We start from the raw sequence: 23,205 nt of genomic DNA, 5'->3' as shown, positions 1-23,205 counted from the left end.
GGTCTGTCGCCTGCTCGGCACCGACGGACTGACTCAGGCTGCGGCATTCCCGTGAGCGCTGGACGCGAAGGCCAGGATGTGCGGGACCGCCTCGCGCAGACTGACGAAGTGGCGGTGCACACCCTCCACCGCGGCAGCGGCGTTCACACCCCACACTGTCATCCCGGCGCGCAACCCGGACCGCACTCCGGACGGGGCGTCCTCGATGACCAGGCAGTCTCCCGGCTCGGCGCCGAGCTGTGCAGCGGCCTGCAGATACGGGACGGGAGAGGGCTTCCCCTCCGCGACGGCGGCCGCGTCCACGATCACGTCCGGCAGCGGCAAGCCCGTCCGCTCGAAACGGCCGCGCACGCGGTGTTCGTAGTTCGAGGTCACCAGTGCCCAGGACGCCGGTGGCAGGCCGTGCAGCAGCTCCGCCGCGCCCTCGAATGCCGTATAGACGCCGGACCGGACGTCCTCGTCCTCCAGTTCGTGCAGTGTGGCCAGGCACTCGTGCGGATCCTGGTCCGCAGCGACCTGGGCGAACGTCTCCAACGGCCGCGTTCGCAGGGCCACCTGGTAGACCTCGTCCGCATCCAGCCCGTACCGCTCCGCCCAAGTGCCCCAGACCCGGCGCTGGTTGCTCACCGCGTCGATCAACGTGCCGTCGACATCGAACAGGACGTACTTCGTGCGGCCGGACCGCGCAGATTCACTGATCACCCATTGATCATGCCAGGCGCCGAACAGGCCCATCCTCACCACACGGCGGCGCAGCTCGACGGGATCTTCGCCGGATGTGCCATGGCGTGCAGGAGGAGAGCCGGTCATGACTCCGTGTGGGACAGGTGCGAGGTTGGCGCAGCCGCCCCGCGATGCTTGATGTTGATGGCCGAAGCCTTGGCCAGTGCCACGGGGTTCAAGAAGCGCAACGGACCGATCAGGCGGGAACCGAACAGATGCATGTGCCGCGCCATCGACTCGTCGCGCGCTGCCGCGGAAAACATCAGCCGTTCCATGGGATTGAATGGACGGCCCTTGGCGAAGTCGGCAGCCAGGTACTGGTGACCGCGCAGTCGGCGCCGGTGTGTGCGTGCGTACACCACGAGTGACCTGTCGAGGTCGCCCCGACCGGTTGCCGCCGAGGCGACCGCCTCTGCCAACCATTGCGCGGACTGCAGAGCCCACCCGCATCCCACTCCCCACAGGGGATCGCCGGTCAGGGCGGCGTCGCCGATCAACGCGACGCCCGGTGCGGTCGGCTGGCGACTGAGAAGCGGGTAGTTGACAGTGCCGGTGATCTTCGTGATGCGCTCGCCGGAGTCGATGGGCGGCGCCTCGGGCAGGGCGCGGACGAATTCGAAGAAGCTGCCCTCCAGGTCTTCCCGGAAGGCCGGCAGCCGCTTCTTGTCCGGGAGCACCGCGAGGACCGTCACCCCGTCGTCGTTCGGAAGCGCGTACGCCATGTCGGGCTCGAGGAACCAGGCGTGACCGATCCCGCCGTGCAGCGGAAGATTGCGGAAGTGCGCGAGATAGCCGAAGCGCGCGTTCTCGTACAGCCGAGCAGGCACCCCGGCGAACTTCGCCACGGCCGAGTCCTTGCCATCGGCGCCGACCACCAGGCGGGCCCGGATCTCACGCTCGCCCTGTGGAGTCGACGCGCGCACCCCCAAGGTACGCCCGGCTTCCCGGATCAGCCCGGTCACCTGATGCCCGAGGAGCAGATCGACGCCGGGGGTCTTTGCCGCATGGGACCTGATCAACGGGTCGAGGATGCTGCGCCGAACGTTGTACGCGTACGGTAGCTCGGGGCCCGCCGGCGCGGCCTTCGGCTCGATCCATCCCCAGCGGGTGTACCAGCGGGCCTCGTTGCGGACAGCTCCCGCCTGCTCGAGAGCGGGGACGAGGCCGAGTTCGTCCAGCACCGGGTAGGCGCTGGCCTGGAGGGAGTGGGTGCACAGCACTTTGTACGCTTCGGGGTCCGAGCGGCGTTCCAGCAGGGCGACGCGGACACCGTGTCGAGCGAGCAAGATCGCGGCGGCGCTGCCGGCGAGGCTGGCTCCGCTGATGACGACGTCGTAGTCGTATCCCGCGCTCTCAGGCTTGGTCATGCGCTGATCGCCCCCTTCGAGGTGTGGTGCCGTTCGTGGAAGTGATGCAGTGCCACTGCTGTCAGGAACATGATCGGTTGTCAAGAGTTGCGGACCGGGTGGGAGTTCGGCGGGCGAAGGTGATGAAGCAGCGCGCCTGTCGTTGCTGCCAGGCTTCCCCGTCGGCAGCACGTGGTGCAGCTCGTCTCGACCAGCCCACCCGCTGTGGGGTCACGGCTCTGGCTGGGGGCAGGCCGCGCCGAGTCGTGCGGGAGTTCCGGGCCCGGCGTGTCAGCGTCCTCGGCGGGAGTTGAGCCGGGCGGCCTGGCGGGTCAGGTGGTCGCGTTCGGCGAGGTTCGGGGCCTTCTGGGCCGCCTCGGCGTACAGGCGTGCCGCCGTCGCCAGGTCGCCGTCGCGCTCGTGGAGGTACGCCGCCACCGCGGCGTAGCGGGGCAGTGAGGCGTCCAGCGCCGCGAGCGCTGCCAGGCCGGCTCGCGGTCCGTCGGCCTCGCCGACGGCGACCGCCCGGTTGAGCCGGACGACCGGGCTGTCGGTCAGGCGGGTGAGTTCGTCGTACCACTCGACGATCTGCACCCAGTCGGTCTCCTCGGCGGTGGGCGCGTCGGCGTGGAGGGCAGCGATGGCGGCCTCGGCCTGGTACTCGCCCAGCCGGTCGCGGGCCAGGGCCGCCTGCAGGATCTCGATGCCCTCGGCGATCGTGGCGGTGTCCCAGCAGGTGCGGTCCTGTTCGGCGAGCGGTACCAGGCTGCCGTCCGGCGCGGTCCGGGCGGCGCGCCGGGCGTGATGGAGCAGCATGAGGGCGAGCAGCCCTGCCACCTCGGGGTGGTCGATCGCGGCTGCGAGCTGCCGGGTGAGCCGGATGGCCTCCGCGGCGAGGTCGATGTCGCCGGAGTAGCCCTCGTTGAAGACCAGGTAGAGGACGCGCAGCACGGTGGCGACGTCGCCGGGCTGGTCGAAGCGGACGCCGGAGACGGTGCGTTTGGCCCGGCTGATGCGCTGCGCCATGGTCGCCTCGGGCACCAGGTAGGCCTGGGCGATCTGGCGGGTGGTGAGCCCGCCGACGGCACGCAGCGTGAGCGCGACCGCCGACGCCGGCGTCAGCGACGGGTGTGCGCACAGAAAGTAGAGCTGGAGCGTGTCGTCCACCGCGGGCGCGGGCCCGGGCGCCGGCTCCTCGTCGACGAGGTCCTCACGCCGGCGGCGGGCGGCGTCCGACCGGGTCGCGTCGAGAAACTTGCGCCAGGCAACGGTGACCAGCCAGCCCTTCGGGTCCCGCGGCGGGTCGGCCGGCCAGACGCGGAGCGCCTCGACCAGCGCTTCCTGCACGGCGTCCTCGGCCGCCGCGAAGTCGGCTCCGCGGCGGCCGAGGATGGCGAGCACGCTCGGCGTGAGGCTCCTCAGCAGGGCCTCGTTCATCAATGAGGGCACTCCGTGGTGGTGGGCGACGCGGCCAGGAACGGGCGCACCTCGAGCCACTCGTGGATCGGCTTCCCACCGGCCCCGGGGGCGGCCGACAGTTCCCCGGCCAGCTCGACGGCGCGCTCGTAGCTGTCGACGTCGATCACCATCCAGCCGGCGATGAGGTCCTTGGTCTCGGCGAACGGGCCGTCGGTGACCGGCGGGCGCCCCTCACCGTCGTACCGGACCCAGGTGCCCTCCGCGGCGAGCGCCTGACCGTCGACGAACTCGCCGGTCTTCTCGAGCCGGTCCGCGAAGTCCCGCATGTACTGCACGTGCGCCGAGATCTCCTGCGGCGTCCACTGGTCCATGGGCACGTCGTTGACCGCAGCCGGGGCGCCTCGGTAGTGCTTGAGCAGCAAGTACTTGGCCATCGTGTTTCTCCTCAGTGCTCGTGCGACCCATTGTGGTCGCGTTCACCACGGGGACGGAGCAGGTCACGGGTTCTCGACATCGCCGTCCGGATTTTTTTGAGATCTCGTGGATGAGCGCGGATCTTGAGGTCCGTGAAGGCTCACGAGAAACAGCAGCGCGGGCGGGGCTCAGCGTGCCGCGGGGTTGCCCTGGTGGGTGAAGGCGGCCCACAGGTGGATCTCCTGCAGGTCGGCGCGGGCGGCCTCGCGGTGCAGCGGGTCGCCCAGGCCGGGCGGGGGCCGGCGGTCCGGGTCGAGCATCCACAGCTGGGCGCGCGCAGCGCGTCGGCGGGAGCGAGGTCCTGGCTGGTGAGGAAGTGGTGGAAGGCGGCCATCATCAGGGCGGTCGCGCTGTCGTTGACGGCCCAGCGGGAGCCGACCACATCGGCCGCACCCTGGGCGACCAGGGCGGTGGAGAGGGGCAGTGCCTCGTCGTGGTCGCCCGTGCTCAGGTCGGTCTCGCAGGCGCTGAGCACGACCAGCGGGCCGTCCGGGCCGGGCGCGGCCGCGGCGTGGTCCAGTATCCGGGCGACGGTCAGCTCGCCGTCGGCCAGCGACAGCGCCGATCGCGTAGGACTCGGACCGGCCACGCCGTGGCAGGACACGTGCACGACCGCAGCCGGCTCACCGCCGCCGCCCGGCAGTACGGCCAACAGGTCCTCGCAACTCCCCGGCGCATCCGGCACGCCCTCGGCCGCCACGAACTCGCCGTAGCGCCGGGCGTCCGGGTAGCAGGCCGAACGCAGCGCCTCGGTCTCGACCTCGGCCCGTACCAGGCTGAGCCGCGGGTCGGTGACCAGCACCCGGCGCCCGGTGGCGGGCAGCCGGTCGCGGGCGACGGCCCGCAGTAACTGCGCCCCGGACGGGGCGTAGCTGAACACCGCGTCCTGACAGGCGTACCGGTGACCCCCCAGAGGGATGTGCATGCGCGCCGCATGCCAGGGGACGACGCCGAGGGGGCCGCAGGGAATCAGCACGATCCGCGGCGGCCGGCCCAGGGGTTCCGGGGAGTCGAGGACCGGCCCCACGGCAGCGGGCCAGGCCCAGTCGCACAGCTCGCTCAGCGCCGCCTGCCATTCCGTCTCGGCGGCCTCCCGCGACGCACGCGACGCGTCCGGGTCGGCCACCCTGCGGGAACGCTCGGCTGCGGAGCCGAGGTAACGCTCCAGCTGGTGGCTGCCGGGGGAGAGCAGCAGCGGAAGGTCGAGCACGGCGGGCTCGGCGCCGCCGGGGCGCAGGATCGGCGCGTGGCCGGGGATGTGGGGGCGGAAGCCCTCGCCGGGGACCATGTAGACCAGCGCGTCGGCTCCCGAGGCGGCCAGCGCGGCGGTCAGTGTGGCGGCGTCCGGAGTGCCGAGTAACTCCCGCGCGCCGGTGCCGTTTCCCGCCCCCAGCGCGGCGAGCGCCTTGCGCCGCAGGCTGCTCGGCAGCTCAGCGCCGGGGGGCCGGAGCCGCCTCCGCGGCCGCTCTGCTCGGCCGGAGCGGATCCCCTTCAGCCCGACGCCCCTCGCCGGCTTCCCCCTCAGCTGGACGTCCCTCGCCCGCGTCCCCTTCAGCCGGACGCCCCTCGCCCGCGAACCCCTCAACCGCACACCCCTCGCCCGCGACCCCCTCAACCCGATCCCCCTCGCGCGGGCCCGGCTGGAGTGGGTGCCACGGTGCCTGTGCCCGCCACCGCTCGGCCAGGTCGGAGTGACCCCGGTCCGCCAGTAGCCGGGGCACGCCGTGTGCGGCCGCGGCCGTCTGGAGCACGAGGGCCCGACCCAGCTCCAGCGCCTCCACGGCCTCGGCGGGGCGGCGGTCCTCGGCGCACCGCAGGGCCAGCCACAGGACGGTGTCCAGATGCTCGGTCACGAGCCGCAACTCGGCCAGCTGCGGATTCTTCCGCGCGTGGGGCCAGACCTCGTGAGCCTGGCGAACGGCGACGGCGGCCCAGGCCCGGAGCCCCGCGACGTCTCCCTCGCCGTGGTCCCGCTGCTTCTCGCCGGCCATGCATCCCCCTGGTGACCGATGATCCCACCCCCCTCCCCCGCGACGGTCCGCGGCCGGGCAGGGGTGGTCGCTGATCGAGAATCAGGTTAGTGCCCTGGTGGCCTGGCTGATGTCGGGAATCGGTCACGCGCCGTACGGGAAGGTGGGTCGGGCCTGGCAGAGTGTCCCTCATGAGCTCCCAGCCCGCGCACCCCGAACAGGTCCGCCACCACGACCACGGCACGTGGCTGGTCCGGTTCACCAGCCGGGTGCTCGTGGTCTGCCCGAGGTGCGGTGGTCGCGCGCTCGTCGTGCCCCGGCCCGGTCTCGCATCGCCGAAGTACTTCAGTGAACTGCTCTACCAGCCCCGCCGTCTGAGCTGCGCCGGCTGCGGCGCGGTGGCGGAATGGACTGCCGAGCAGCAGGGTGGCGGCCTGGTCGGCGCTGTGGTCGGCGGCACCGAGGACCCCTTCTTCCGGCGGCCGCTCTGGCTTCAGACCCACTGTGCGGGACGGATCCTGTGGGCCTACGACGTGGAGCACGTCGACGCTCTCGCCGCCTATGTGGCTGCCCGGCTGCGCCAGCGTCACGCCTCCCCCACCATGGCGATGTTCGCCCGGCTGCCCGTCTGGATGAAGTCCGCTCGCCTCCGTGACCAGGTGCTGGCCGGCCTGGCGACTCTCCGGGCCCTCGCCCAGCGCACGGCCCCGGCCGACCGCTCCGACGCGGCCCACGAACGTGGCGACCGCCCGCGCCACTACGGCAGCATCCGCTTCCGCGGCGGCGCCTACTAGGGCGTGTCCGACGGGTCGTCATCCGCGGGCCCGTCCAAGACGAGTTGGCGGCGGTGGAAGCAGTCCTGTGCCGCCAGCACGTCGTCTCCGTAGGCCGCTGCCCATGCGCCCAGGGCGCGGATCGGGGTGAGCAGGGCGGTGCCGGCCTCGGTCAGGGCGTAGTCGACGCGGGGCGGGGCCTCGGCGTAACGACGGCGCCGCACCAGGCCGTTGTACTCCAGCCGCCGCAGCGCCTCGTTGAGCACCTTGGGGCTGATCCCGCCGATCCGGGCCAGCAGCGCGCGCGGCCGCATCGGGCCCGACTCGCCGAGGACGTAGATGACCACGCTGTCCCAGCGGTTGGCCAGTACCTCGACGGCGATGCGCGCCCGGCAGTCCGCCGCGAACGGTTCCCCGCCCAGGTCGTCCCCGTCCCCATCCACCTGTCCCATGCGCACATCCTGCCCCGCCCGATGCCTACCAGACGGTGTGCATCGGCTCGCCTAGCGTCCGGGGCATGACATTCCAAGACACGAACGGGAGCAGGGCGATGCGCATCGGCATTCTCGGCACGGGCGGCATGGCAGCAGCATTGGGCGGGGCTTGGGTTCAGGCCGGACACCAGGTCATGGTGGGCGGCCGCAACGCCGCTTCCGCCGCCGCCGTGGCCGCCCGCATCGGGGCCGCCGCGCACGGCGGCCCCGCAGAGACGGCACGGTACGGCGAGGCGATACTGCTCGCCGTCCCCGCTGACGTCGCACCGCAACTGGCCAGGGAACTGGCAGCGGACCTCGCCGGACGGACCGTCCTCGACTGCACGGTGCCGATGCAGCCGTCCAGCGACGGCGGCCCGGTCCTGTCCACTGCCGGAGGTTCGGACTCGGCCGCCCTGCGCATCGCCGCTGCCGCGCCCGACGCCCGTGTCGCCAAGGTGTTCGGCATCTGCCACGAGAGCATCTGGACCCTGCCGCAACCGACTTTCGAGGGTGCTCCGCTGGCAGTGCCCTTCTGCACGGACGCCCCGCCCGCCGAGGCTGTGACCAGGGAGTTGATCACGTCGATGGGCTGCACCCCGCTGCCGTGCGGCGGTCTGGAGCGGGCGGCGCTCCTGGAGGCTGCAGCGGTCTTCGCCATCGGCGTGTGGTGGTCCGGCAGCGAAGTCCGCCACGCCTTCCCCGCTCCAGCACTGGCCCCCGGCGCCGTCGACGACTGAAGCGTGTCCGGCAGGTCGCGTGGCGCGACCTGCCGCCGCGGTAGCGCGGTGGGCACGTGGCGCTCCGGCCTCTGGTCTCTGGTCCCTGGTCCCTGGTTCTCTGGTCGCTTGGAACCGGGTCCTCCACCCGATCGGGCGGTCTTCACCAGGCCGGGTCGTGGGTGATCGGGTCGATGACGCAGCCCCCGTCGGAGGGCTCCGTCGGCGAGGGGCCGGAGCTGCTCCTCTGGATTCCCTGGATGGCTCGTCCGAGCCGGGCCGCGTGCGGATCCTCGCTGTGGAGCAGTTGGGTGACGAGTTCCGTGGGCACGTTGCGTGCGGAGGACACCAGCTCGGCGACTGCGGGATCGGTTTCGTCCATGGCACCTCCGGGACTGTTCGGCTGGGTGGGTTTCGACGCATCGATGTACCGGAGGCGCAAACCTCATCTCATCTGGCCCTCGGGAGGGCGTTACCGGTGGGCGGTTTCTGACAGAAGGTAACACTATGTGTTGTTGATCACATACTCTGCGTCACCATCCTGGAGGAGTGATGGGCAACATCCCGCACACCCCGTACGCCCCGTCCACCACGCGTCGCCGGACCGACCATCCTGGCGGCCCGCACACGTCACCCAGCGCCGGACGTATGCTGGTCGCCGACCTTGATGGCACCCTCTTGGGTGGTGATGACCGCGCGCGCCGAAGACTGCGTCACCTCCTGGGCCTCCACCCGTGCATCACCCTGGTCTTCGCCACCGGCCGGTCCTTGCACTCTGTCCGCTCGGTCCTGCAGAGCGATCCGCTCGTGCCGGCGCCGCGATGGATCGTCGCCGATGTCGGGGCCAGCGTCATCGACGCAGCCGACCTGAGCCATGTCGACGCTCTGGAGGCTCGGCTACGTGCCGGATGGCCCGGCGCGGACCGGGTGCTGTCTGCGTTGGAGAGATGTGACGGGCTGGTCCACCAGGACGGAGTCGTCCAAGAGGGACGATGCTCCTTCTACCTGGCCCCTGAGCACCTGACCGCAGGCCTCGAGGCGGCGGTGGCAGAGCTGGGCTGCTCGTGGACGTACTCCGCAGGGCGCTACTTCGATGTCCTGCCCACAAACGCGAGCAAGGGAGCAGCCGTACGGGAACTCGCACGGACGCTCGGCTGGCCCATCTCCGCCCTGCTCGTTGCGGGCGACTCTCTGAATGACCTCTCGCTGTTCGGCCTCGGCGCACACGGCGTGATCATGGGGAACGCCGAACCCGGCCTGGCCACCAGCGTGCCACTCGACGCACGCGTGCATCGCCCGGCACTGAACGGTGCGGCGGCCATCCTGTCGGCCATGGAGCAGCTCGGCTGGATCGAGCGGCCCTCGCGGGTGGTGGTCGGCTACCACCGCCCGCCCATGCAATGGAGCAACGGCAGATGGCAGGCCCCGGCCAGCCCCAACGGCATCCTTCCCACGCTCACTTCCGCCCTGGGTCCCCGCCGCCGCGACCAGGACGCCGTGTGGGCGGCCGCCCTCGTCACCGACCAGGACACCGCCCCGGCCCCCAGCCCGAACACCCGCTACACACACTGCGCATGTCCGGCGCCGCCCACCCCGCTCCCACTGGCGCTGCTTCCCGTGAGGTCCGACACCTGGGCGGGCTACTTCCACGGCGCGTGCAAGGAGACGCTGTGGCCGGCCCTGGTTTCCGAACCCCAGCTGATCCGTCACGATGCACGTCACTGGGCCGACTTCGAGGAAGTCAACGCCGCCTTCGCCGAGCACATCGACGCCCACGCCGCGCACGGGGCAACGATCTGGCTGCACGACTACAACCTGTGGCTCGTCCCCGGCCTGCTCAAGCCGCGCCGCCCCGACGTGAACATCGGCATCTTCCACCACACCCCGTTCCCCGCCCCGGACACCTTCGGTCGACTGCCCACGGCCGATCAACTGCGCGCCTCGCTCGCGCATCTGGACTGGGCCGGCTTCCACACCGCCGCCTGCGCCGACAACTTCGAACGGCTGCTGGAGGACGCCCCGTGCCCGCCACGTACCGGGGTGCATCCGCTCGGCATCGACCGCCAGGCGGTGGAGGCCCACGCCCGCACACGCTCAGCGCGGTGTCCTCCGCGAAGCGGTGGGCAACTGGTGCTCTCCGTCGAGCGACTGGACTACGCGAAGGCGCCCGTGCTCAAGATTCGCGCCTTGGCGGCTCTGCTGGATCAGGTGCCGGCGCTTCACGGCAACGTACGCTTCCGGCTGATCTGCCCGCCCCCCGAGCCGGGCATCCAGGCCTACGAAAAGACCCGGGTCGAACTGGAGGAGGCGATCAACGGTCTCAACTCCCTTTGGGGCTCCCCCGCCTGGCAACCCGTTGAATACGTGCCCCGGTCACTCCCCTTTCCGCACATCGTGGACAACTACCTTGCGGCGGACGTCTTCTGGGTGACGTCCCTGGCCGATGGCATGAACCTCACTGCGCAGGAATACGTCGCATGCCAGGCTGCGGCCGGACGCAACGGCGTCCTCGTGCTGTCCCGACGCGCCGGCGCCGCCGAACACCTGGGCAGGGCCGCCCTTCTCACCGACCCGGGCACACCGCAGAACCTGGTCGACACCCTCCACCAGGCCCTCACGATGAGCCCCGCCCAGCGTCGCCTCCATACCGCCCGCCTCGCCGCCTGCCTGACCACCCCGACCCCTGCCGACTGGACGCGCACCATCCTGAAAGCAATTCCCGGCGACAGATGAGTACTGCACGTGCCCGTTCTAACCTGGCCCGATGATGTACGAGGGGGACTTCCGGGTCGGTGACGTGCTGTCGGTCGCCTGCCCCTTCACGCCGGCCAGAGTCGAGCGAGGCGTGACGTGGGATCACGTCTCGGTGCGGTGGCCATGGTGGTGCATCGACACCGACAGCGATTTCATTCACTGGAACGGGATCGTCGCCCTGGGCGTGGACAAGATCGGGTGCGCTGCGCCTGAGGTGGAGGCGGAGCTGTTTCGGACCGAGCCGCCGCCCGAGCATCTGAAGGCGGGAGACATCTGCCGGGTAGGAGTGCCGCCGACCGTTGTCCACGTGACGGCTGTCGACCACCACGATCCTCCGCTGGAAACGGGCTGGCTACCACGTCCCCGGCTGACCGTGACCGTGCTGCGTCGCGGCCTGTCCTATCGGGAGTTTCCGGACGAGAGCCATCTCGACGGCTCGGGTTACACCATTCACCCAGGGGACGGGATCCCCTTCTCCTTCGAGCTGTTGATGCGGCCGTACGCGTTTCTCCGGCCGGGTGACGAGGTCGCCGACGCCGCAGGACGGGCATGGCGATTCGACGGACCCTGGGACTGGACCGCCTTCGACGGAGCCGGGACCGGCCCGGGCCCCGAGTGGCCGCTCATCCTTCTGACCCGCGCGGGGGCGCCGTGCTCCGTCCCGGACGCGGAGACAGTGGCCGCAGGCACGGCGACCGGTTCCCACCAGGACACAGTCCGGCACTGGACGTCCCTCACCGAGGCTTCGCCCACGCCCTGGCCGGACGGCGTGAACCGGACGGGCTGGCTCCGACAATGATCCGCTGGACGAACCTAGTCGTCCGAGCCCGCAGCCGACGACGGTACTTCGACGACGAAGAACAGGAAGGTGGTTTTGGTCGAAAGGTCGTGGAAGTCGTCGGGGAACAGGTCGCGGGCGGCCGGGTCGGGCTGCGGCTCGCTGATGGCGGCAATGCGGAAACCGGCGGTGGTGAAGGCATCGGTCATCGCGTGCAACGGCTTGCGCCAGAACCTCATCGGGACGGACCGCCCGTTGAACGTCCAGTCGAAGGTATAGCTGGTGGTCGCAAAGTAGTCGGGCCGAGGATCCTTGATCGTGTAAGCCACGAAAGGGTGGTCCACCGACGCGATCAGCCGGCCGCCGGGCCTGAGCACTCGCCGCAACTCGGCCAGTGTCGGCCCCCAGTCCTCCAGGTAGTGCAGCACCAGCGACGCGACCACGTCGTCGAACGCACCGTCGTCGAACGGCAACGGGTCACTCAGGTCGACCACGTGCAGGTCCGCGTCGTCACCGAGCCGCCGCCTGGCCAGCGCCAGCATCCCCGCGCTGGCGTCGACGCCGGTGACGACCGCGCCGCGGTCGCGTAATGCAGCGGACAAGGGGCCCGAGCCGCAACCGGCGTCCAGGATCCGACGGCCGGCCACGTCTCCGGCAAGCGCCAGCATCGCGGGCCGCTCGTAGTATGCGTTCACGAGGCTTTTCTCGCTCTCCGCCGAGTACGCCTCGGCGAAGCTGTCGTAGTCGTTCACCTGGGCCGGATCCGCAGAGTGGGCGAAGTTCTCGGGCACATCGGTCATCCGTTCCATCGTCGCAGCCTAGTGGTCACATGAGCCGCCGATCACCCCTCCCACCACGGCTCCATGCTCTCCTCGGCGACGAACTCGTGGAAGTCCATGTTGCCGATCTCCAGGTTGCATGCCATCGATCCGACCATGCGGCATGGCAGCACGGCGGTCTGCCCCGGGGTGTCGTACAGATCGACGACGGTCAGCGGTCGGCCGGGCTCGGCGAAGGTCCTGGCGTCGGCGAGCGCGACCAGCGTTGTGTGCTCCTCGGGCGGGATCAGTGCCGGGACCTGGCCCGGCAGGAGGTCCTCGAAGGTCCGATCGTCGACGACCAGCGCCTCCAACGGGTAGAGCTCCACGTCGATCTCGTCCGGGTCCAGATCCGCGCCGACCCAGCCGTCCTCGTCGGCCCCGCCCAACTCGTCGAGCAGGGCGCGCCATCCGTCCTCGTCTTCGAAGGAGGTTCGGACCAGCAGGGCCGCGGCGGTGGAGGGCAGTGCCGGGAAGGATCGGCGCGACGGCGTCGTCGGCGCGGTGAAGGCCGGCCGGCCACCGTCACCTTGGTACATGCCGTACTTGTCCATGTCGCGCACCAGGTCGTCGAACGCGAGCGTGCCGCCCAGCAGAGCGGCCAGGATCTCGCCGAGCCGAGCCGACGGCACCCGGACACCGCGCCCGGGTATCGCTGCCAGGTCCACCAGCAACGGCCCATCCCCGCCGTACACCACAGAGATGTCCGCCAGGACGACGACCGGCGGCACGAGGCCACCGCTCGGGACGAGCGCCGGTACGTTGCCGCCGTACAGGTGGTCCCATCCGTGGTTCTCGGCCAGGCGGAGCCGCACCCCACTGCCCCCGAGGACGAGCACGTCGCCTTCTCGGCGGCCCCCGATCTCGTTGAGCAGTCCGCCCCACAGGGCCTTGCCATCTTTGTGGTACGTGCAGACCAACAGCGTTTCACCGGGCGCGGGCTCGGGAAGCCCGGGAAAGGACATGACTCTCCTTCGAAGGACCGGCGGGGACCAGGACACTAGCCCACCAATCCCGAGCTGGAGCACTTGATTTGGCGGACAGTGCCAACTCAGGTCCTCCCCCGACCGCCGCGCCCTCCGCCGCACGGGGGAGACGGTCTGCCACAGCGGACGAAGCGCGGCTGCCCTGTCCGCGGCCAGCATGTGCGTCATGACGACGAAATCCGCTCCTCTCCCCGCCCCCGCACCTGTCTGGGCCCGTCGTGCCGCGCACGCCATCGCCCTGTGCGCCGTCCCGTCAGGCCTGTGGCGCATCGCCATGGCATCCGGCGTCTACGTCGGCTACAGCGACCAAGTCCTGCGGGACGTCTACGACATCCCGGGTTGGGGTGTGGCGTACGTCGTCGGTCTCTCCGTGCTCACCGAGTTGGTCGCTCTGTTTCCGCTGCTGCTCGTGAGCGACCGGTGGCGACCGCTGCGGCCCCGATCCCTCGCCACGCTGGCCTGGACCGCCTCGGCCGTCCTGGTCCTGGTGACACTGTGGCAACTCGTGGTCGCCTTCACGGTCGAGAGCCGGACGTACATGTCGAGCGGTGCGGCACAGACCGTCTGGGGCGTCGTCTACGCCCCGCTGTTCGCCGTCCCGGCCCTCATGACCGCGGTGACCTGGTCATATGCAAAGCGGTACCGGGGACTTCGCCATGTCACGCGGGTCTGCCCGACGGAAGGATCTGGCAGTCGGTTGCCGCACTCCCCGCCTCCAGGCCTGTGACCCTTGTCATGCACCGGCACGGAACGGAGTACGGCATCGAAGGCGTCTCCTCGCATGCATTTGCTGAACGCTCATTCAGGAAGGACTTCCATGCGAGTTCGTACCGCAGTCGCCGCCGCCACCATGCTCGTCGCCGGGCTGGCCCTCACCGCCTGTCAGGGAGACGACAGCAAGGCCGCCGACAGCCCGTCCAACGCCAGCACCGCCACGGCCACGAGCACGCCGGGCAAGTCCCAGGGCGACACCGCGAGCACCAGCACGGGCGGCAAGGGCACGTCTGGCGGCACGGCCGGCTCCGGCACCTCCGGCGGCAAGGGCACGTCGGGCGGCAAGGGCGGCACGATGGTCGCCTGCACCACGAAGACGACCAGCGTGACGTTCGTGGCGGCCACCAAGCACGCGACCGAGTCCGAGCCCGCTGCCGCCACCGTGAAGATCACCAACACGTCGGGCAAGGCGTGCACGATCGTCGGTGCCACGAGCCTGGTCGCCAAGGACGACCAGGGCAAGAGCGACCCGATCGAGGCCGACAACTCCGCGGCCGGAACCGACGCCGTCGACCTGGCGCCGGGTGCCACGGCGACCGCCGACGTGCTCTACGCCGACCTGAACTTCGAGGGCAGCCAGTCGGCCCGCGAGGTGTGCGGGGTCCAGGCTTCGAAGGTGGAGATCGCTCTGCCCAAGGATGTCGGCCGCACGGTCAAGGTCGTCAACGGCAGCGGCTCGGCAGCCACGTTCAACGTCTGCGGCCCCGACGTGAAGTTCGAGGCGTTCCACGCCTGATCGGGCAGGGCGCACGAGGGGGCTCGGAAAGCCGAGGGGTCAAGGTGGTCGAACAGGCCACGGCTCAAGGACCGCACCGCGCCCCCCATGATTGACGGCCGGGCTGGATTCCTTCCTTCGCATGGCTGCGAGCTGGGGTTCGGCCAGGGAGATGGTGGCGGTCTTGCCATGGCGGGTGGCCAGGCCGCGCCACTGCTTTTGAGCGCGGAGTCGGTACGGAGTGCTCGGTGGCGTCGGATCGCTCGCCGCGCAGCTCGCCCGCTGGGGCGGCGGCGCCGTCATCGGCACCGTGCGCCGAGGCAGCGACAGGTCGGCCGACCGTGTGACCACGGATGGCCTTCGCGCGGCACTCGTCGCTCGGGAACCTTCCTCGACCAAGGATCGTCTACAGTTACGTAGACCGTCTACTCTCCTGTAGTCATCCGCTGCCATCTACCTGCTCACACCAGCTGGGCCGCTCGGAAAGGCTCGTCCCGTATGACCTCTTCGTTGCCACGGACCGGTGGCTGCCCGAGTCCCTGCTTCATCGCAAGTACGAGCTCGGCCGGAGGACCGACGGAGGATCATGCGACCCAAGATCCTTGTTGTTGAGGACGATCACGCCCTGCGGGACGTGCTGCGGCGAGGCCTGCAGGAAGAGGAGTTCGAGCCGGTGCTCGCCGCCGACGGCGCCACCGCCCTGCGGTTGGCGACCGCCGACATCGCGGCGGCCGTCCTGGATGTCGGCCTGCCCGACTCGGACGGGCGGGACGTGTGCCAGGCGATGCGCGCCAATGGCTTCCTCGCTCCCGTGATCTTCCTGACCGCCCGGCACCAGCTCACCGACCGCCTGTCCGGCTTCTCCGCCGGGGGCGACGACTACCTGCCCAAGCCCTTCCATCTCGCCGAACTCGCCGCCAGGCTGCGTGCCGGGGTCAGACGGGCCGCCCCGCGGTCCTCCGCCACAACCGGTGATCTGGTCCTGGACGCGGTGGATCACAGTGCGATCGTGCACGGTACGCGCGTCGACCTCTCCCCCACGGAGTTCCGGCTGCTGGCCACGCTCGTCGCCGCGGACGGGAGCCTCGTGCGCCGTCGTGACCTGGTGCGGGCCGGCTGGCCCGAAGGCGCGCAGGTCAGTGACAACACCTTGGACCAGTACCTGAGCCGGTTGCGCCGCAAACTGCGCGAGGCGAGCAGCCGGCTGACGATCGACACGGCGCGCGGGGTCGGACACCGCCTGTCATGAACAGTGTCCTCCGCTGCTTTCGCCGCTTGGTTCCCCGCACCCTGCGAGGTCGGCTCTCCCTCGTCGCGCTGGCCACGGCCGCCCTGCTGATGACGGTCCTGACCGTGGCGTTCAACGCCGTGATGGACGAGCACCTGCGACACCAGGCGGACGACGAACTGCGCACCAGAGCGGCAGCGGTGACCACGACGGTCGACACCAGCGGTCCACGGGTGCACGTCCTGGAAACCGTCAACGACCACCTCCTCGACGCGAACGTGTGGATCTACGCCGGCACCCGTCTGCTGGAGAGGTCGCCGACCGCCACCGCCGGGAGCCCGCTGACCCGGGCCGCCGGCCGGCTGGCCGCAGAGCCGAAGCATGTGTGCGAGACGGTCGACGGTCGCAGGCCCGTCCGGATGTGCTCCCAGCCCATCCACGGTCGCAACGCCGTAGCCACTGTCGTCACCGCGCTGGACCTGGCTCCGTATCGCAGCTCGGCCGAGACCGTGCTGCTGGGGTCACTCGTCCTGGACGCCGTGATGCTCGGATGCACGTACGTACTTACGCGCCTGTCCGTCGGCCGGGCACTGCGCCCGGTGCGGACGATGACCGACCAGGCCACGCAGTGGAGCGCCGTGGGCTCCGACGACCGCTTCGGCACGGACGATCACCCGGCCGAACTCGCCCGGCTGGGTGGCTCGTTGGACGCGCTTCTTGATCGCATACGCACCGTACTGCGCCACGAACAGCAGCTGACGGGAGAGTTGTCCCACGAACTGCGCACGCCGCTCACCCGCATCATCATGGAACTCGACTGGTGGCGGACCCGCCCGCGCACGGACGCTCAGACCCGGGCCACCCACGAGGTGATCGCCGAGGCCGCGCAGTCCATGCGTACGATCTGCGACACGCTGCTCAACGACGCCCGCGAGAACGCGCTGAACCCGGCGACGGCTGCCGCGACGACGGACGTCGGGCCCGTCCTGAACCGCCTGCTCCAGCACGTCGACCCACCGGATCGGCTGAAAGCCACGGTGGAAACAGGCGTGCACGTGGTGGAGGCGGGCGTCGCACCCGCTCTTCTCGAACGGATCCTCAGCCCGCTGATCGCCAACGCCGTCCGCTACGCCCGCTCCAGTGTGATCGTGTCCGCGCGGCGCCTGCCCGGTTCCGTGCGGATCGATGTCGTGGACGACGGCCCCGGTGTCCCTGAGACGTTCGTGGACGATTTGTTCCAGCCGGGCCGACGCGCCGACACCGGCGACGGGCACGACGGCGCGGGCCTCGGGCTACCGCTCGCGCGACGCCTGGCCCGCGCCGTCGGTGGCGATGTCCACTACGACCCCGGACACGCGCCCGGGGCCAGATTCACGGTCAGTCTCCCTGCGGGGTGACCGGCTCCCGGCCCTCGCCCGCCGGCGCGCCGGCGGTCCGGCGCTCCCGCACCTGGGCGTACGCCATCAGGCCGAACAGCACGATGAGCAGGACGGCGGACGAGCCCGCCGTACCGAGGTTCAGACCGCCCTTGGCAACCGGCTTGGTGAGGAAGTCGCCCGCGGTGGCGCCCAGCGGGCGGGTGAGGACGAAGGCGATCCAGAACAGCAGGACGTTCGACACGGCCGGCACCTTCATCAGGGCCACGAGTACGGCGAGCAGTCCGGTCACGAGCAGCGCGCCACCTGCGTAGCCGAGGCCGGAGCTGTCGGACAGGAAGTCGCCCATCGAGGTGCCGAGGGTGTTCGACACGAGGATCGCCGACCAGAACAGGGCCTCGCCCTTGAAGGTGACGATGTCGCGGATCTGGAAGGTCATCCCGCTCAGCTTCCAGGCGAGGAAGATCGCCAGGAGGATCGAGATCAGGATCGCCGCTCCGGTGGGGTAGCCCAGTCCGAGGCCCTGCGGGCCCCAGCCCAGCTTGGTCGCGCCGTCCGAGAGGAACTTGGCGCTGGCGTCGCGGTTCATGAAGTCGGACATCGTGGTGCCGGCCATGCTGGTCGACAGGATCACGGTCCAGTAGAAGAACGGGTTGTAGCGGCTGGAACGCAGCTGGATCACCAGAGTCACCACGAAGATCACGAACAGCGCGATCGTGGTGAGGAAGTAACCCAGCTTCAGGGTCTGTGCGAAGAGGTCGCCCGCCGTCTCACCCAGGGTCGTCGCTGCGGTCTTCATGATCCAGAAGGCCAGCGTGACCTCAGGCAGTTTCTTCATCACCGACTTGGTCGTACTCGACGTGCTCGCCACGTCGAGGTCGGTGAGGACCTCGCTCTTGTCCAACTGAGCTTCTCCTGTTCGGTCCAACAGCAGGGCGCTCGTCCCCGGAATCGGGACGAGCGCCCTGTGAGATCAGTCGGCCGCCGGCGGCGGCCGTGATCAACGACCGTGGCACAGAGATCCTGAACGCATCCTGAACACGTCCCAAACGCGGACAGGTTGCAGGTCAGGCCGCGTATCGGGGGGCCTGCTCCGGCCCGGTGACGTCCTTTCGGGTCACGCTCAGGTACACGACCACACCGAGGATGACCGCCAGGAACAACGCGCTGGTGATCACGGTGCCCAGTCCCAGACCACCGGCTCCGGTCGGCTGGGAGAGGTAGTCGCCGATCGACGCGCCGAGCGGCCGGGTGAGGATGTACGCGATCCAGAAGCTCCCTACCGCGTTGAGACCGAGCGTGAAATGCGCGACGGCGACTGCGGCGATGCCCAGGGCGAACAGGACGACGGACAGCCAGTAACCGAGGTTCATGCGCTCGGAGACCAGGTCCCCGGCCGCGGTACCCAGGGCAAAGGTGAACAGGACGGCGAGCCAGTAGAAGGACTCGCGGCCAGTGCTGTCGATGCTGTGGATGGACAGCGTCCGCTCCCGGCGGTACCAGACGACGAAAACGACCGCCAGAACCAGGCTGAACACCGTGGTGCTCAGCTCCAGCGGCACACCCATGTTGTCGGTGAGGTTGTCGCTGATCAGGGTGCCTACGACGCTGATCAGGGCTACGGCGAGCCAGTACACGCCCGCCCGGTACGCGCTCGTGCGGAACTGCACCACCAGCACCACGGCCAGCAGGGCGCTCATCAGCACCGACACTCCCGTCAGGCCGAGGCCCGCCTTCTCGTTCAGCAGGTCGGCCGCGGTCTCGCCGACCGTCGTGCACAGCACCTTGATGAACCAGAAGTAGACGGTGACCTCGGGCACTTTGTTCCAGCGCAGCCGGTGCCGTGGAGGAGCGGCGGGCTGGTCGGCCGTGGGGAGGGCGGAATTCCCAGATGTTTCGTAGGTCATGGACAGCGACCGTGCCACCGGATGCCTGAACGCATCCTGAGTGCCGTGCGGCACCCAGGTTCACCGGACGCCGAACCCGGATCGCGGGCCCGAACGCGCTCCACCAATGCCTCCCAAGCCCCGTGCCACAACCCCACACGCGCTCGTTGACCTGCAAGAACACCGAGATCCGGGCATGTGTGGGAGACGACATGAAATCAGATCGCCCCTGGGGCAAGGCAGTTGTCATCGGCGGCAGCTACGCAGGCCTGGTCACCGCACGCGTACTGGCCGACTTCTTCACCGAGGTCGTCCTCGTGGAACGGGACGCCGTCGACGAGGACACCGGCACCCACCCCGGCGCCCCGCAGGGCTACCACGCCCACGCCATGCTGGCCAAGGGCGGCGAAATCCTGGAACGGCTCTTCCCCGGACTGCGCGGAGAACTCCAGGACGCGGGCGCACCGGTCTTCGACTACGGGGAAGGCATCGACTTCCTGCTGCCCGTCGGAATCGCACCCCGCAAACGCACCGGCGTCCGGATCCAGACCTTCACCCGCGACGAACTCGAACGCCGGCTGCGGCGCAAGGTACTGGCACTCCCCCAGGTCAGGCTCATGCCGTCCACCCCGTGCACCGGCCTGACCCGTGACCCCTCCGGTCGGGTCGACGGAGTGACCTGCCGCCCCCTCGGCGGCGACCCCACCGACATCAGCGCCGACCTCGTCGTCGACGCCTCCGGACGCTCCAGCGCACTGACCGACTGGCTGGCCGCGATGGGGGTCTCCGTACCGCCGAAGCGGACCGTGAAGGCCAAGGTCACCTACACGTCGATGAACTTCGACCGGCCCGAGGAGAGTCACCCCGGCCACCCGGACTTCTACATCGCCTACCAGATGCTGTTCGCCCCTCGCGTACCCCGGGCCGGAGTCCTCCTCGCCGTCGAACGCAACCGGTGGACCTGCTCCCTGTTCGCCTTCCAGGACCAGCCGCCCACCGACGACAAGGGCTACCTCGCCTTCGCCGAAGGCCTGGACAACCCCCGGCTGGCCCAGCAGATCGGCCGGCGCACCGTCCAGGAGCCCACCTACCGCTATACCAACGTCGACAACCAGTGGCGGCTCTACCACACCGTCAAGCAATGGCCCGACAGGCTCATCGCCCTCGGTGACGCCGTCTGCGTGTTCAACCCCGTCTACGGCCAGGGCCTGACCGTCGCCGCCATGGAAGCAGAACAGCTGCACAGGATGCTCGCCCGGCGCAGCACCTCCCGCCGGCTGGACGGCCTCGTCGGCGACTTCCAGAAGAAGCTGGGCCGCCTGCTGATCGGCCCCTGGGCACTGGCCACCAACTCCGACCTCATGTGGAACCCCGACCGCCAGCCCCTCGCCGCCCGCTTCGCCCACTGGTACAACACCCGCCTCTTCCACACCGCGGTCAAAGACGCGGCCGTATGGGCGAAGTTCGTCCGGGTGGTGAACATGATCGCTTCCCCCACCCTGCTGTTCCACCCTGCCGTGGTCCTGAAGGTTCTCACCACAACCCGAGCCACACCCACCACACGCCAGGCACAGAAGTGACCAGTCACAGCGACGACTTGGCCGGCACCGCCGAACGGCCCGGTTCCGCAGCCGGGTGCCTCAGCCGCGCGCGGCCACGTACAGGGTCTGGGTGCTGCGGCCGAGCGGTCCCTTCTCGTCGTGCAGGGCGGACTCGGCGAGGCCGATGCCCGCGCCGTCCACCATGGTCCGGGCGTCCAGGCAGACCCACTCGCCCTCGGGGTGGCGGTGCAGGCTGACGGTGAGATCGGCGTTGATGAAGACGTAACGGCGGAAGTCCAGCGCGGAGCTGACGCCGTTGCCCGAGTCGGCTGCCGTCAGCACCCGGCTGAGCGGGGTGATCTCCTCGCCCGCGACCAGGGGGACCCCCATGCGCATCCACGCCGTGGCCGGTCCGGACTCCAGGAACGAACCGGCGGCGAAGCGCACTTCCATGGCGGTGTGATAGCCCTGCTCCCACGGAACCGGGAAGAACGCCTTCGAACGTACGGCCTCAGGACCGGGCACCTGCGGTGCCGGCGACACCTCCGGGACCGAGTCCGGCGCCGTCTTCATCAGCAAGGCCGTCGCCCGCATCACTTCCTGGCCGCCGTCGGGTGTCAGACCGACCTCCACGAGCTCGACACTGCGCCCGGCGCGCAGCACGCGTGTGGTCACGGTCAGCGGCCGTATCGGGACAGGCCGCATGATCTCGTAAGTGAGCCGGGCGACCCGCATGTCCGGCCGGCCATCCGGTCGTTGTTCGACGGCCAGGCCGAGCAGCGCGGCCGGCGGACCGGCGTGCTGGGAGTCGACGTCCCAGGGCCCCCGTGTGTACCCGGTGGGGAGGAACCGGTCGTGAGCCTCCCGCTCGTAGAAGGCCTCGGCTTGAGACGTCGGCAAAGCGGTCCCTTCATGTCGTGCGTTCTACCCGTCGCCATACTACTAAGCGCTTGCTCATATGAACGGAGAGGCGGCCCACAGCGTTCCCGAGCTGCTCATAGGGGGCGAGGCGAAGACCCCAAAAACCCTTCGCACCCGCTCACTTCGCCAGGTACGGTCTCGAGCGTGTTCCCGCTGCGGGGAGTCCAATGGCTCCGCGCGCGACCGCCCCGGCAGTTCCCACGCTGAGAGTAGGTTTCGTCAATGGCATGTCGTATCAGTGAGCTCGTTCTCGGTTGCCGCGATCCCGAGGTGCTGGCGCGGTTCTGGTGCGAGGTCCTGGACTTCGTGGTGCTCGATCGCGAAGGGAACGACTGCATCGAGATCGGGGCGCGCGAAGGGTTCGGCGGCCCACAGCCGACGATCATCCTCAGCCGCAGGGACGAGCCGGAGCCCGGGAAGTCCCGGCTGCACATCGACGTCAATCCCACCGACCGCGATCAGGACGCCGAGCTCGAACGCCTCCTGAAGCTCGGGGCACGCCCGGCCGAAATCGGCCAGACCGGCGAGGAGCAGTGGCACGTTCTCGCCGACCCCGAGGGCAATGAGTTCTGCCTGCTCAAGGGACGCCTCAACCCGCTCTGACGGCTCTAGCCGAGCCCCAACAGCAGCACCCCGGGAATCGCCACGACAGCCGCGAGGCTCACGATCACCAGGCCCAGCAGAAGGGCAGGGACCAAGACCAGCAGGGTGAGCACGGCGTCCCCCCGCGAGAGGGCGCCGTGCTTCGTGCCGGGGACGACGGTGACCGTTCTGGTCTTCGGGGGCTGCGCGTTGCGTGTTGCGGAGCCGGTGGCGTACTCGTGCACCCCGCCGTCCATATCCGTGTACTCATACACCCACCTGTGCCACATCCGGCCGCTGGTGGAATGGCGCAGGTCGGACTTGACGTAGTGGGCCTCCACCTGAATGCCCCGGGCGATGGATGCCCAGGCGGGGCGCGCGAGGGAGACGATGTGGGCCGCCAGGTCGGCGGAGCCCCACCAGGCGAAGAACCCGAAACAGCTCAGAACGGCGGCCAGGTACCGCCCGGTCGCCACGATGGCCAGGAAGTTCAGCACGACAGCGACCAGCAGCACGCGCAGGCCCAGCTCCCCGCGGGTGTATCGCTTCCGCGGGGGCGACGTGCGACGCTCGGTTGTGACAGGCGGGATCGCGCCGGTCGCCGGGAGGATGGCGCGGTGCGCGAGCAGGGCGCGTACAAATGTCTGAGCGGCGCGGGCACCGCACACCAGCTCGTACCCCCCGGGCCGGCCATGGGTACGGTCGGCGACCTCGACATGCAGCCGGATCCGCCGCGCACCGACCGCCTCCGTGCTGGCGTCGAGGACGGCTCGGTAGGGGATGCGCGTGACGGTGGCACGCTCCTCCCACACGACGCCCTCCACCGTCAGCCGGGCCACGGCGTCCGGCGACCGTACGATCAGCGTCGGCGGTCCGCTCTGCTCCGCGATGGCCCCCGCCTCCTCCCCCTTACGGCACCGGCGTGGTGCGTTGGGCTGATGATGGACCG

At 70.0% G+C, this 23,205-nt stretch carries 24 protein-coding genes; 11 read left to right on the top strand and 13 right to left on the bottom strand.

What is annotated here, in order from left to right; genetic code table 11:
- Positions 1 to 33: 33 nt before the first annotated feature.
- From ACFY3C_RS08590 to ACFY3C_RS08570, 5 genes are all read right to left on the bottom strand, one after another.
- Positions 34 to 702: an HAD family hydrolase gene (locus ACFY3C_RS08590; RefSeq protein WP_390770239.1), complete on the bottom strand. Its 669-nt coding sequence runs from the start codon at positions 700 to 702 to the stop codon at positions 34 to 36.
- A gap of 104 nt (positions 703 to 806) precedes the next feature.
- Positions 807 to 2,090, bottom strand: a complete 1,284-nt coding sequence (locus ACFY3C_RS08585; RefSeq protein ID WP_390770238.1) for an NAD(P)/FAD-dependent oxidoreductase — start codon at positions 2,088 to 2,090, stop codon at positions 807 to 809.
- 270 nt (positions 2,091 to 2,360) lie between these two features.
- Positions 2,361 to 3,506, bottom strand: coding sequence for an RNA polymerase sigma factor (locus ACFY3C_RS08580; RefSeq protein ID WP_390770237.1), 1,146 nt, complete (start codon positions 3,504 to 3,506; stop codon positions 2,361 to 2,363).
- Positions 3,506 to 3,922, bottom strand: a complete 417-nt coding sequence (locus ACFY3C_RS08575) for a YciI family protein (RefSeq protein WP_389173170.1) — start codon at positions 3,920 to 3,922, stop codon at positions 3,506 to 3,508. The genes ACFY3C_RS08580 and ACFY3C_RS08575 overlap by 1 nt, the downstream gene beginning before the upstream one ends.
- 140 nt (positions 3,923 to 4,062) lie before the next feature.
- Positions 4,063 to 5,547, bottom strand: coding sequence for a CHAT domain-containing protein (locus ACFY3C_RS08570; RefSeq protein ID WP_390770236.1), 1,485 nt, complete (start codon positions 5,545 to 5,547; stop codon positions 4,063 to 4,065).
- 139 nt (positions 5,548 to 5,686) lie between these two features.
- On the opposite strand from ACFY3C_RS08570, the gene ACFY3C_RS08565 reads away from it, so the two are divergent.
- Together ACFY3C_RS08565 and ACFY3C_RS08560 are read left to right on the top strand one after the other, a co-directional pair.
- Complete coding sequence (locus ACFY3C_RS08565; RefSeq protein ID WP_390770235.1) at positions 5,687 to 5,968, top strand: hypothetical protein; 282 nt, start codon at positions 5,687 to 5,689, stop codon at positions 5,966 to 5,968.
- Between the two features lie 155 nt (positions 5,969 to 6,123).
- Entirely contained in the window at positions 6,124 to 6,726 is a 603-nt protein-coding gene (locus ACFY3C_RS08560) for a hypothetical protein (protein ID WP_390770234.1), read from the top strand.
- Here ACFY3C_RS08560 and ACFY3C_RS08555 read toward each other — a convergent pair.
- Entirely contained in the window at positions 6,723 to 7,157 is a 435-nt protein-coding gene (locus tag ACFY3C_RS08555) for a winged helix-turn-helix transcriptional regulator (RefSeq protein WP_386577388.1), read from the bottom strand. The genes ACFY3C_RS08560 and ACFY3C_RS08555 overlap by 4 nt on opposite strands.
- 65 nt (positions 7,158 to 7,222) lie before the next feature.
- Here ACFY3C_RS08555 and ACFY3C_RS08550 point away from each other — a divergent pair, with 65 nt between their 5' ends.
- Positions 7,223 to 7,918 carry an NAD(P)-binding domain-containing protein gene (locus ACFY3C_RS08550; RefSeq protein WP_386577389.1) on the top strand — a complete coding sequence of 232 codons (696 nt, stop codon included), beginning with the start codon at positions 7,223 to 7,225 and terminating at the stop codon, positions 7,916 to 7,918.
- A 142-nt stretch (positions 7,919 to 8,060) separates the two neighbouring features.
- Here the strand turns inward: ACFY3C_RS08550 and ACFY3C_RS08545 are convergent, their stop codons facing one another.
- Positions 8,061 to 8,279 carry a hypothetical protein gene (locus ACFY3C_RS08545; RefSeq protein WP_386577390.1) on the bottom strand — a complete coding sequence of 73 codons (219 nt, stop codon included), beginning with the start codon at positions 8,277 to 8,279 and terminating at the stop codon, positions 8,061 to 8,063.
- A 170-nt stretch (positions 8,280 to 8,449) separates the two neighbouring features.
- On the opposite strand from ACFY3C_RS08545, the gene ACFY3C_RS08540 reads away from it, so the two are divergent.
- Both ACFY3C_RS08540 and ACFY3C_RS08535 read left to right on the top strand, forming a co-directional pair.
- Complete coding sequence (locus ACFY3C_RS08540; RefSeq protein ID WP_390770233.1) at positions 8,450 to 10,630, top strand: trehalose-6-phosphate synthase; 2,181 nt, start codon at positions 8,450 to 8,452, stop codon at positions 10,628 to 10,630.
- A gap of 31 nt (positions 10,631 to 10,661) precedes the next feature.
- The gene (locus tag ACFY3C_RS08535) at positions 10,662 to 11,450 is read left to right on the top strand and encodes a hypothetical protein (protein WP_390770232.1); all 789 of its coding nucleotides are present in this window, start codon (positions 10,662 to 10,664) and stop codon (positions 11,448 to 11,450) included.
- A 14-nt stretch (positions 11,451 to 11,464) separates the two neighbouring features.
- On the opposite strand, the gene ACFY3C_RS08530 is transcribed toward ACFY3C_RS08535, so the two are convergent.
- Positions 11,465 to 12,238, bottom strand: a complete 774-nt coding sequence (locus tag ACFY3C_RS08530) for a class I SAM-dependent methyltransferase (protein ID WP_390770231.1) — start codon at positions 12,236 to 12,238, stop codon at positions 11,465 to 11,467.
- Between the two features lie 32 nt (positions 12,239 to 12,270).
- Positions 12,271 to 13,212, bottom strand: coding sequence for a DUF6924 domain-containing protein (locus ACFY3C_RS08525; protein WP_390770230.1), 942 nt, complete (start codon positions 13,210 to 13,212; stop codon positions 12,271 to 12,273).
- A gap of 178 nt (positions 13,213 to 13,390) precedes the next feature.
- On the opposite strand from ACFY3C_RS08525, the gene ACFY3C_RS08520 reads away from it, so the two are divergent.
- The 4 genes from ACFY3C_RS08520 (at position 13,391) to ACFY3C_RS08505 (ending at position 17,347) form a co-directional block, all read left to right on the top strand.
- On the top strand, positions 13,391 to 13,960 hold the full coding sequence (locus ACFY3C_RS08520; RefSeq protein WP_390770229.1) for a hypothetical protein: 570 nt from the start codon (positions 13,391 to 13,393) through the stop codon (positions 13,958 to 13,960).
- 90 nt (positions 13,961 to 14,050) lie between these two features.
- Complete coding sequence (locus tag ACFY3C_RS08515) at positions 14,051 to 14,743, top strand: DUF4232 domain-containing protein (protein ID WP_390770228.1); 693 nt, start codon at positions 14,051 to 14,053, stop codon at positions 14,741 to 14,743.
- 565 nt (positions 14,744 to 15,308) lie between these two features.
- The gene (locus tag ACFY3C_RS08510; RefSeq protein ID WP_390770227.1) at positions 15,309 to 15,971 is read left to right on the top strand and encodes a response regulator transcription factor; all 663 of its coding nucleotides are present in this window, start codon (positions 15,309 to 15,311) and stop codon (positions 15,969 to 15,971) included.
- Positions 15,968 to 17,347: a sensor histidine kinase gene (locus tag ACFY3C_RS08505; protein WP_390770226.1), complete on the top strand. Its 1,380-nt coding sequence runs from the start codon at positions 15,968 to 15,970 to the stop codon at positions 17,345 to 17,347. Before ACFY3C_RS08510 ends, ACFY3C_RS08505 begins: the two co-directional genes overlap by 4 nt.
- Here the strand turns inward: ACFY3C_RS08505 and ACFY3C_RS08500 are convergent.
- Together ACFY3C_RS08500 and ACFY3C_RS08495 are read right to left on the bottom strand one after the other, a co-directional pair.
- A complete protein-coding gene (locus tag ACFY3C_RS08500; protein WP_386577400.1) occupies positions 17,328 to 18,230 on the bottom strand; it encodes a hypothetical protein in 903 nt (300 codons plus the stop codon). The genes ACFY3C_RS08505 and ACFY3C_RS08500 overlap by 20 nt on opposite strands.
- 163 nt (positions 18,231 to 18,393) lie before the next feature.
- Complete coding sequence (locus ACFY3C_RS08495; protein WP_390770225.1) at positions 18,394 to 19,233, bottom strand: hypothetical protein; 840 nt, start codon at positions 19,231 to 19,233, stop codon at positions 18,394 to 18,396.
- A gap of 191 nt (positions 19,234 to 19,424) precedes the next feature.
- Here ACFY3C_RS08495 and ACFY3C_RS08490 point away from each other — a divergent pair, with 191 nt between their 5' ends.
- The gene (locus ACFY3C_RS08490; RefSeq protein WP_390770224.1) at positions 19,425 to 20,792 is read left to right on the top strand and encodes an FAD-dependent oxidoreductase; all 1,368 of its coding nucleotides are present in this window, start codon (positions 19,425 to 19,427) and stop codon (positions 20,790 to 20,792) included.
- A 60-nt stretch (positions 20,793 to 20,852) separates the two neighbouring features.
- On the opposite strand, the gene ACFY3C_RS08485 is transcribed toward ACFY3C_RS08490, so the two are convergent.
- Positions 20,853 to 21,653, bottom strand: a complete 801-nt coding sequence (locus ACFY3C_RS08485; protein WP_390770223.1) for a thioesterase family protein — start codon at positions 21,651 to 21,653, stop codon at positions 20,853 to 20,855.
- A 243-nt stretch (positions 21,654 to 21,896) separates the two neighbouring features.
- Here ACFY3C_RS08485 and ACFY3C_RS08480 point away from each other — a divergent pair, with 243 nt between their 5' ends.
- Positions 21,897 to 22,277, top strand: a complete 381-nt coding sequence (locus ACFY3C_RS08480; RefSeq protein WP_390770222.1) for a VOC family protein — start codon at positions 21,897 to 21,899, stop codon at positions 22,275 to 22,277.
- A 5-nt stretch (positions 22,278 to 22,282) separates the two neighbouring features.
- Here the strand turns inward: ACFY3C_RS08480 and ACFY3C_RS08475 are convergent, their stop codons facing one another.
- The gene (locus ACFY3C_RS08475; protein ID WP_390770221.1) at positions 22,283 to 23,095 is read right to left on the bottom strand and encodes a hypothetical protein; all 813 of its coding nucleotides are present in this window, start codon (positions 23,093 to 23,095) and stop codon (positions 22,283 to 22,285) included.
- Positions 23,096 to 23,205: the final 110 nt, after the last annotated feature.

This window comes from Streptomyces sp. NPDC001410 (genome assembly GCF_042895235.1).
In the GTDB taxonomy this organism is placed as follows: domain Bacteria; phylum Actinomycetota; class Actinomycetes; order Streptomycetales; family Streptomycetaceae; genus Streptomyces.
Note: the sequence above shows the minus strand (reverse complement) of the source record. Positions and strands in the feature narration are given on the sequence as shown.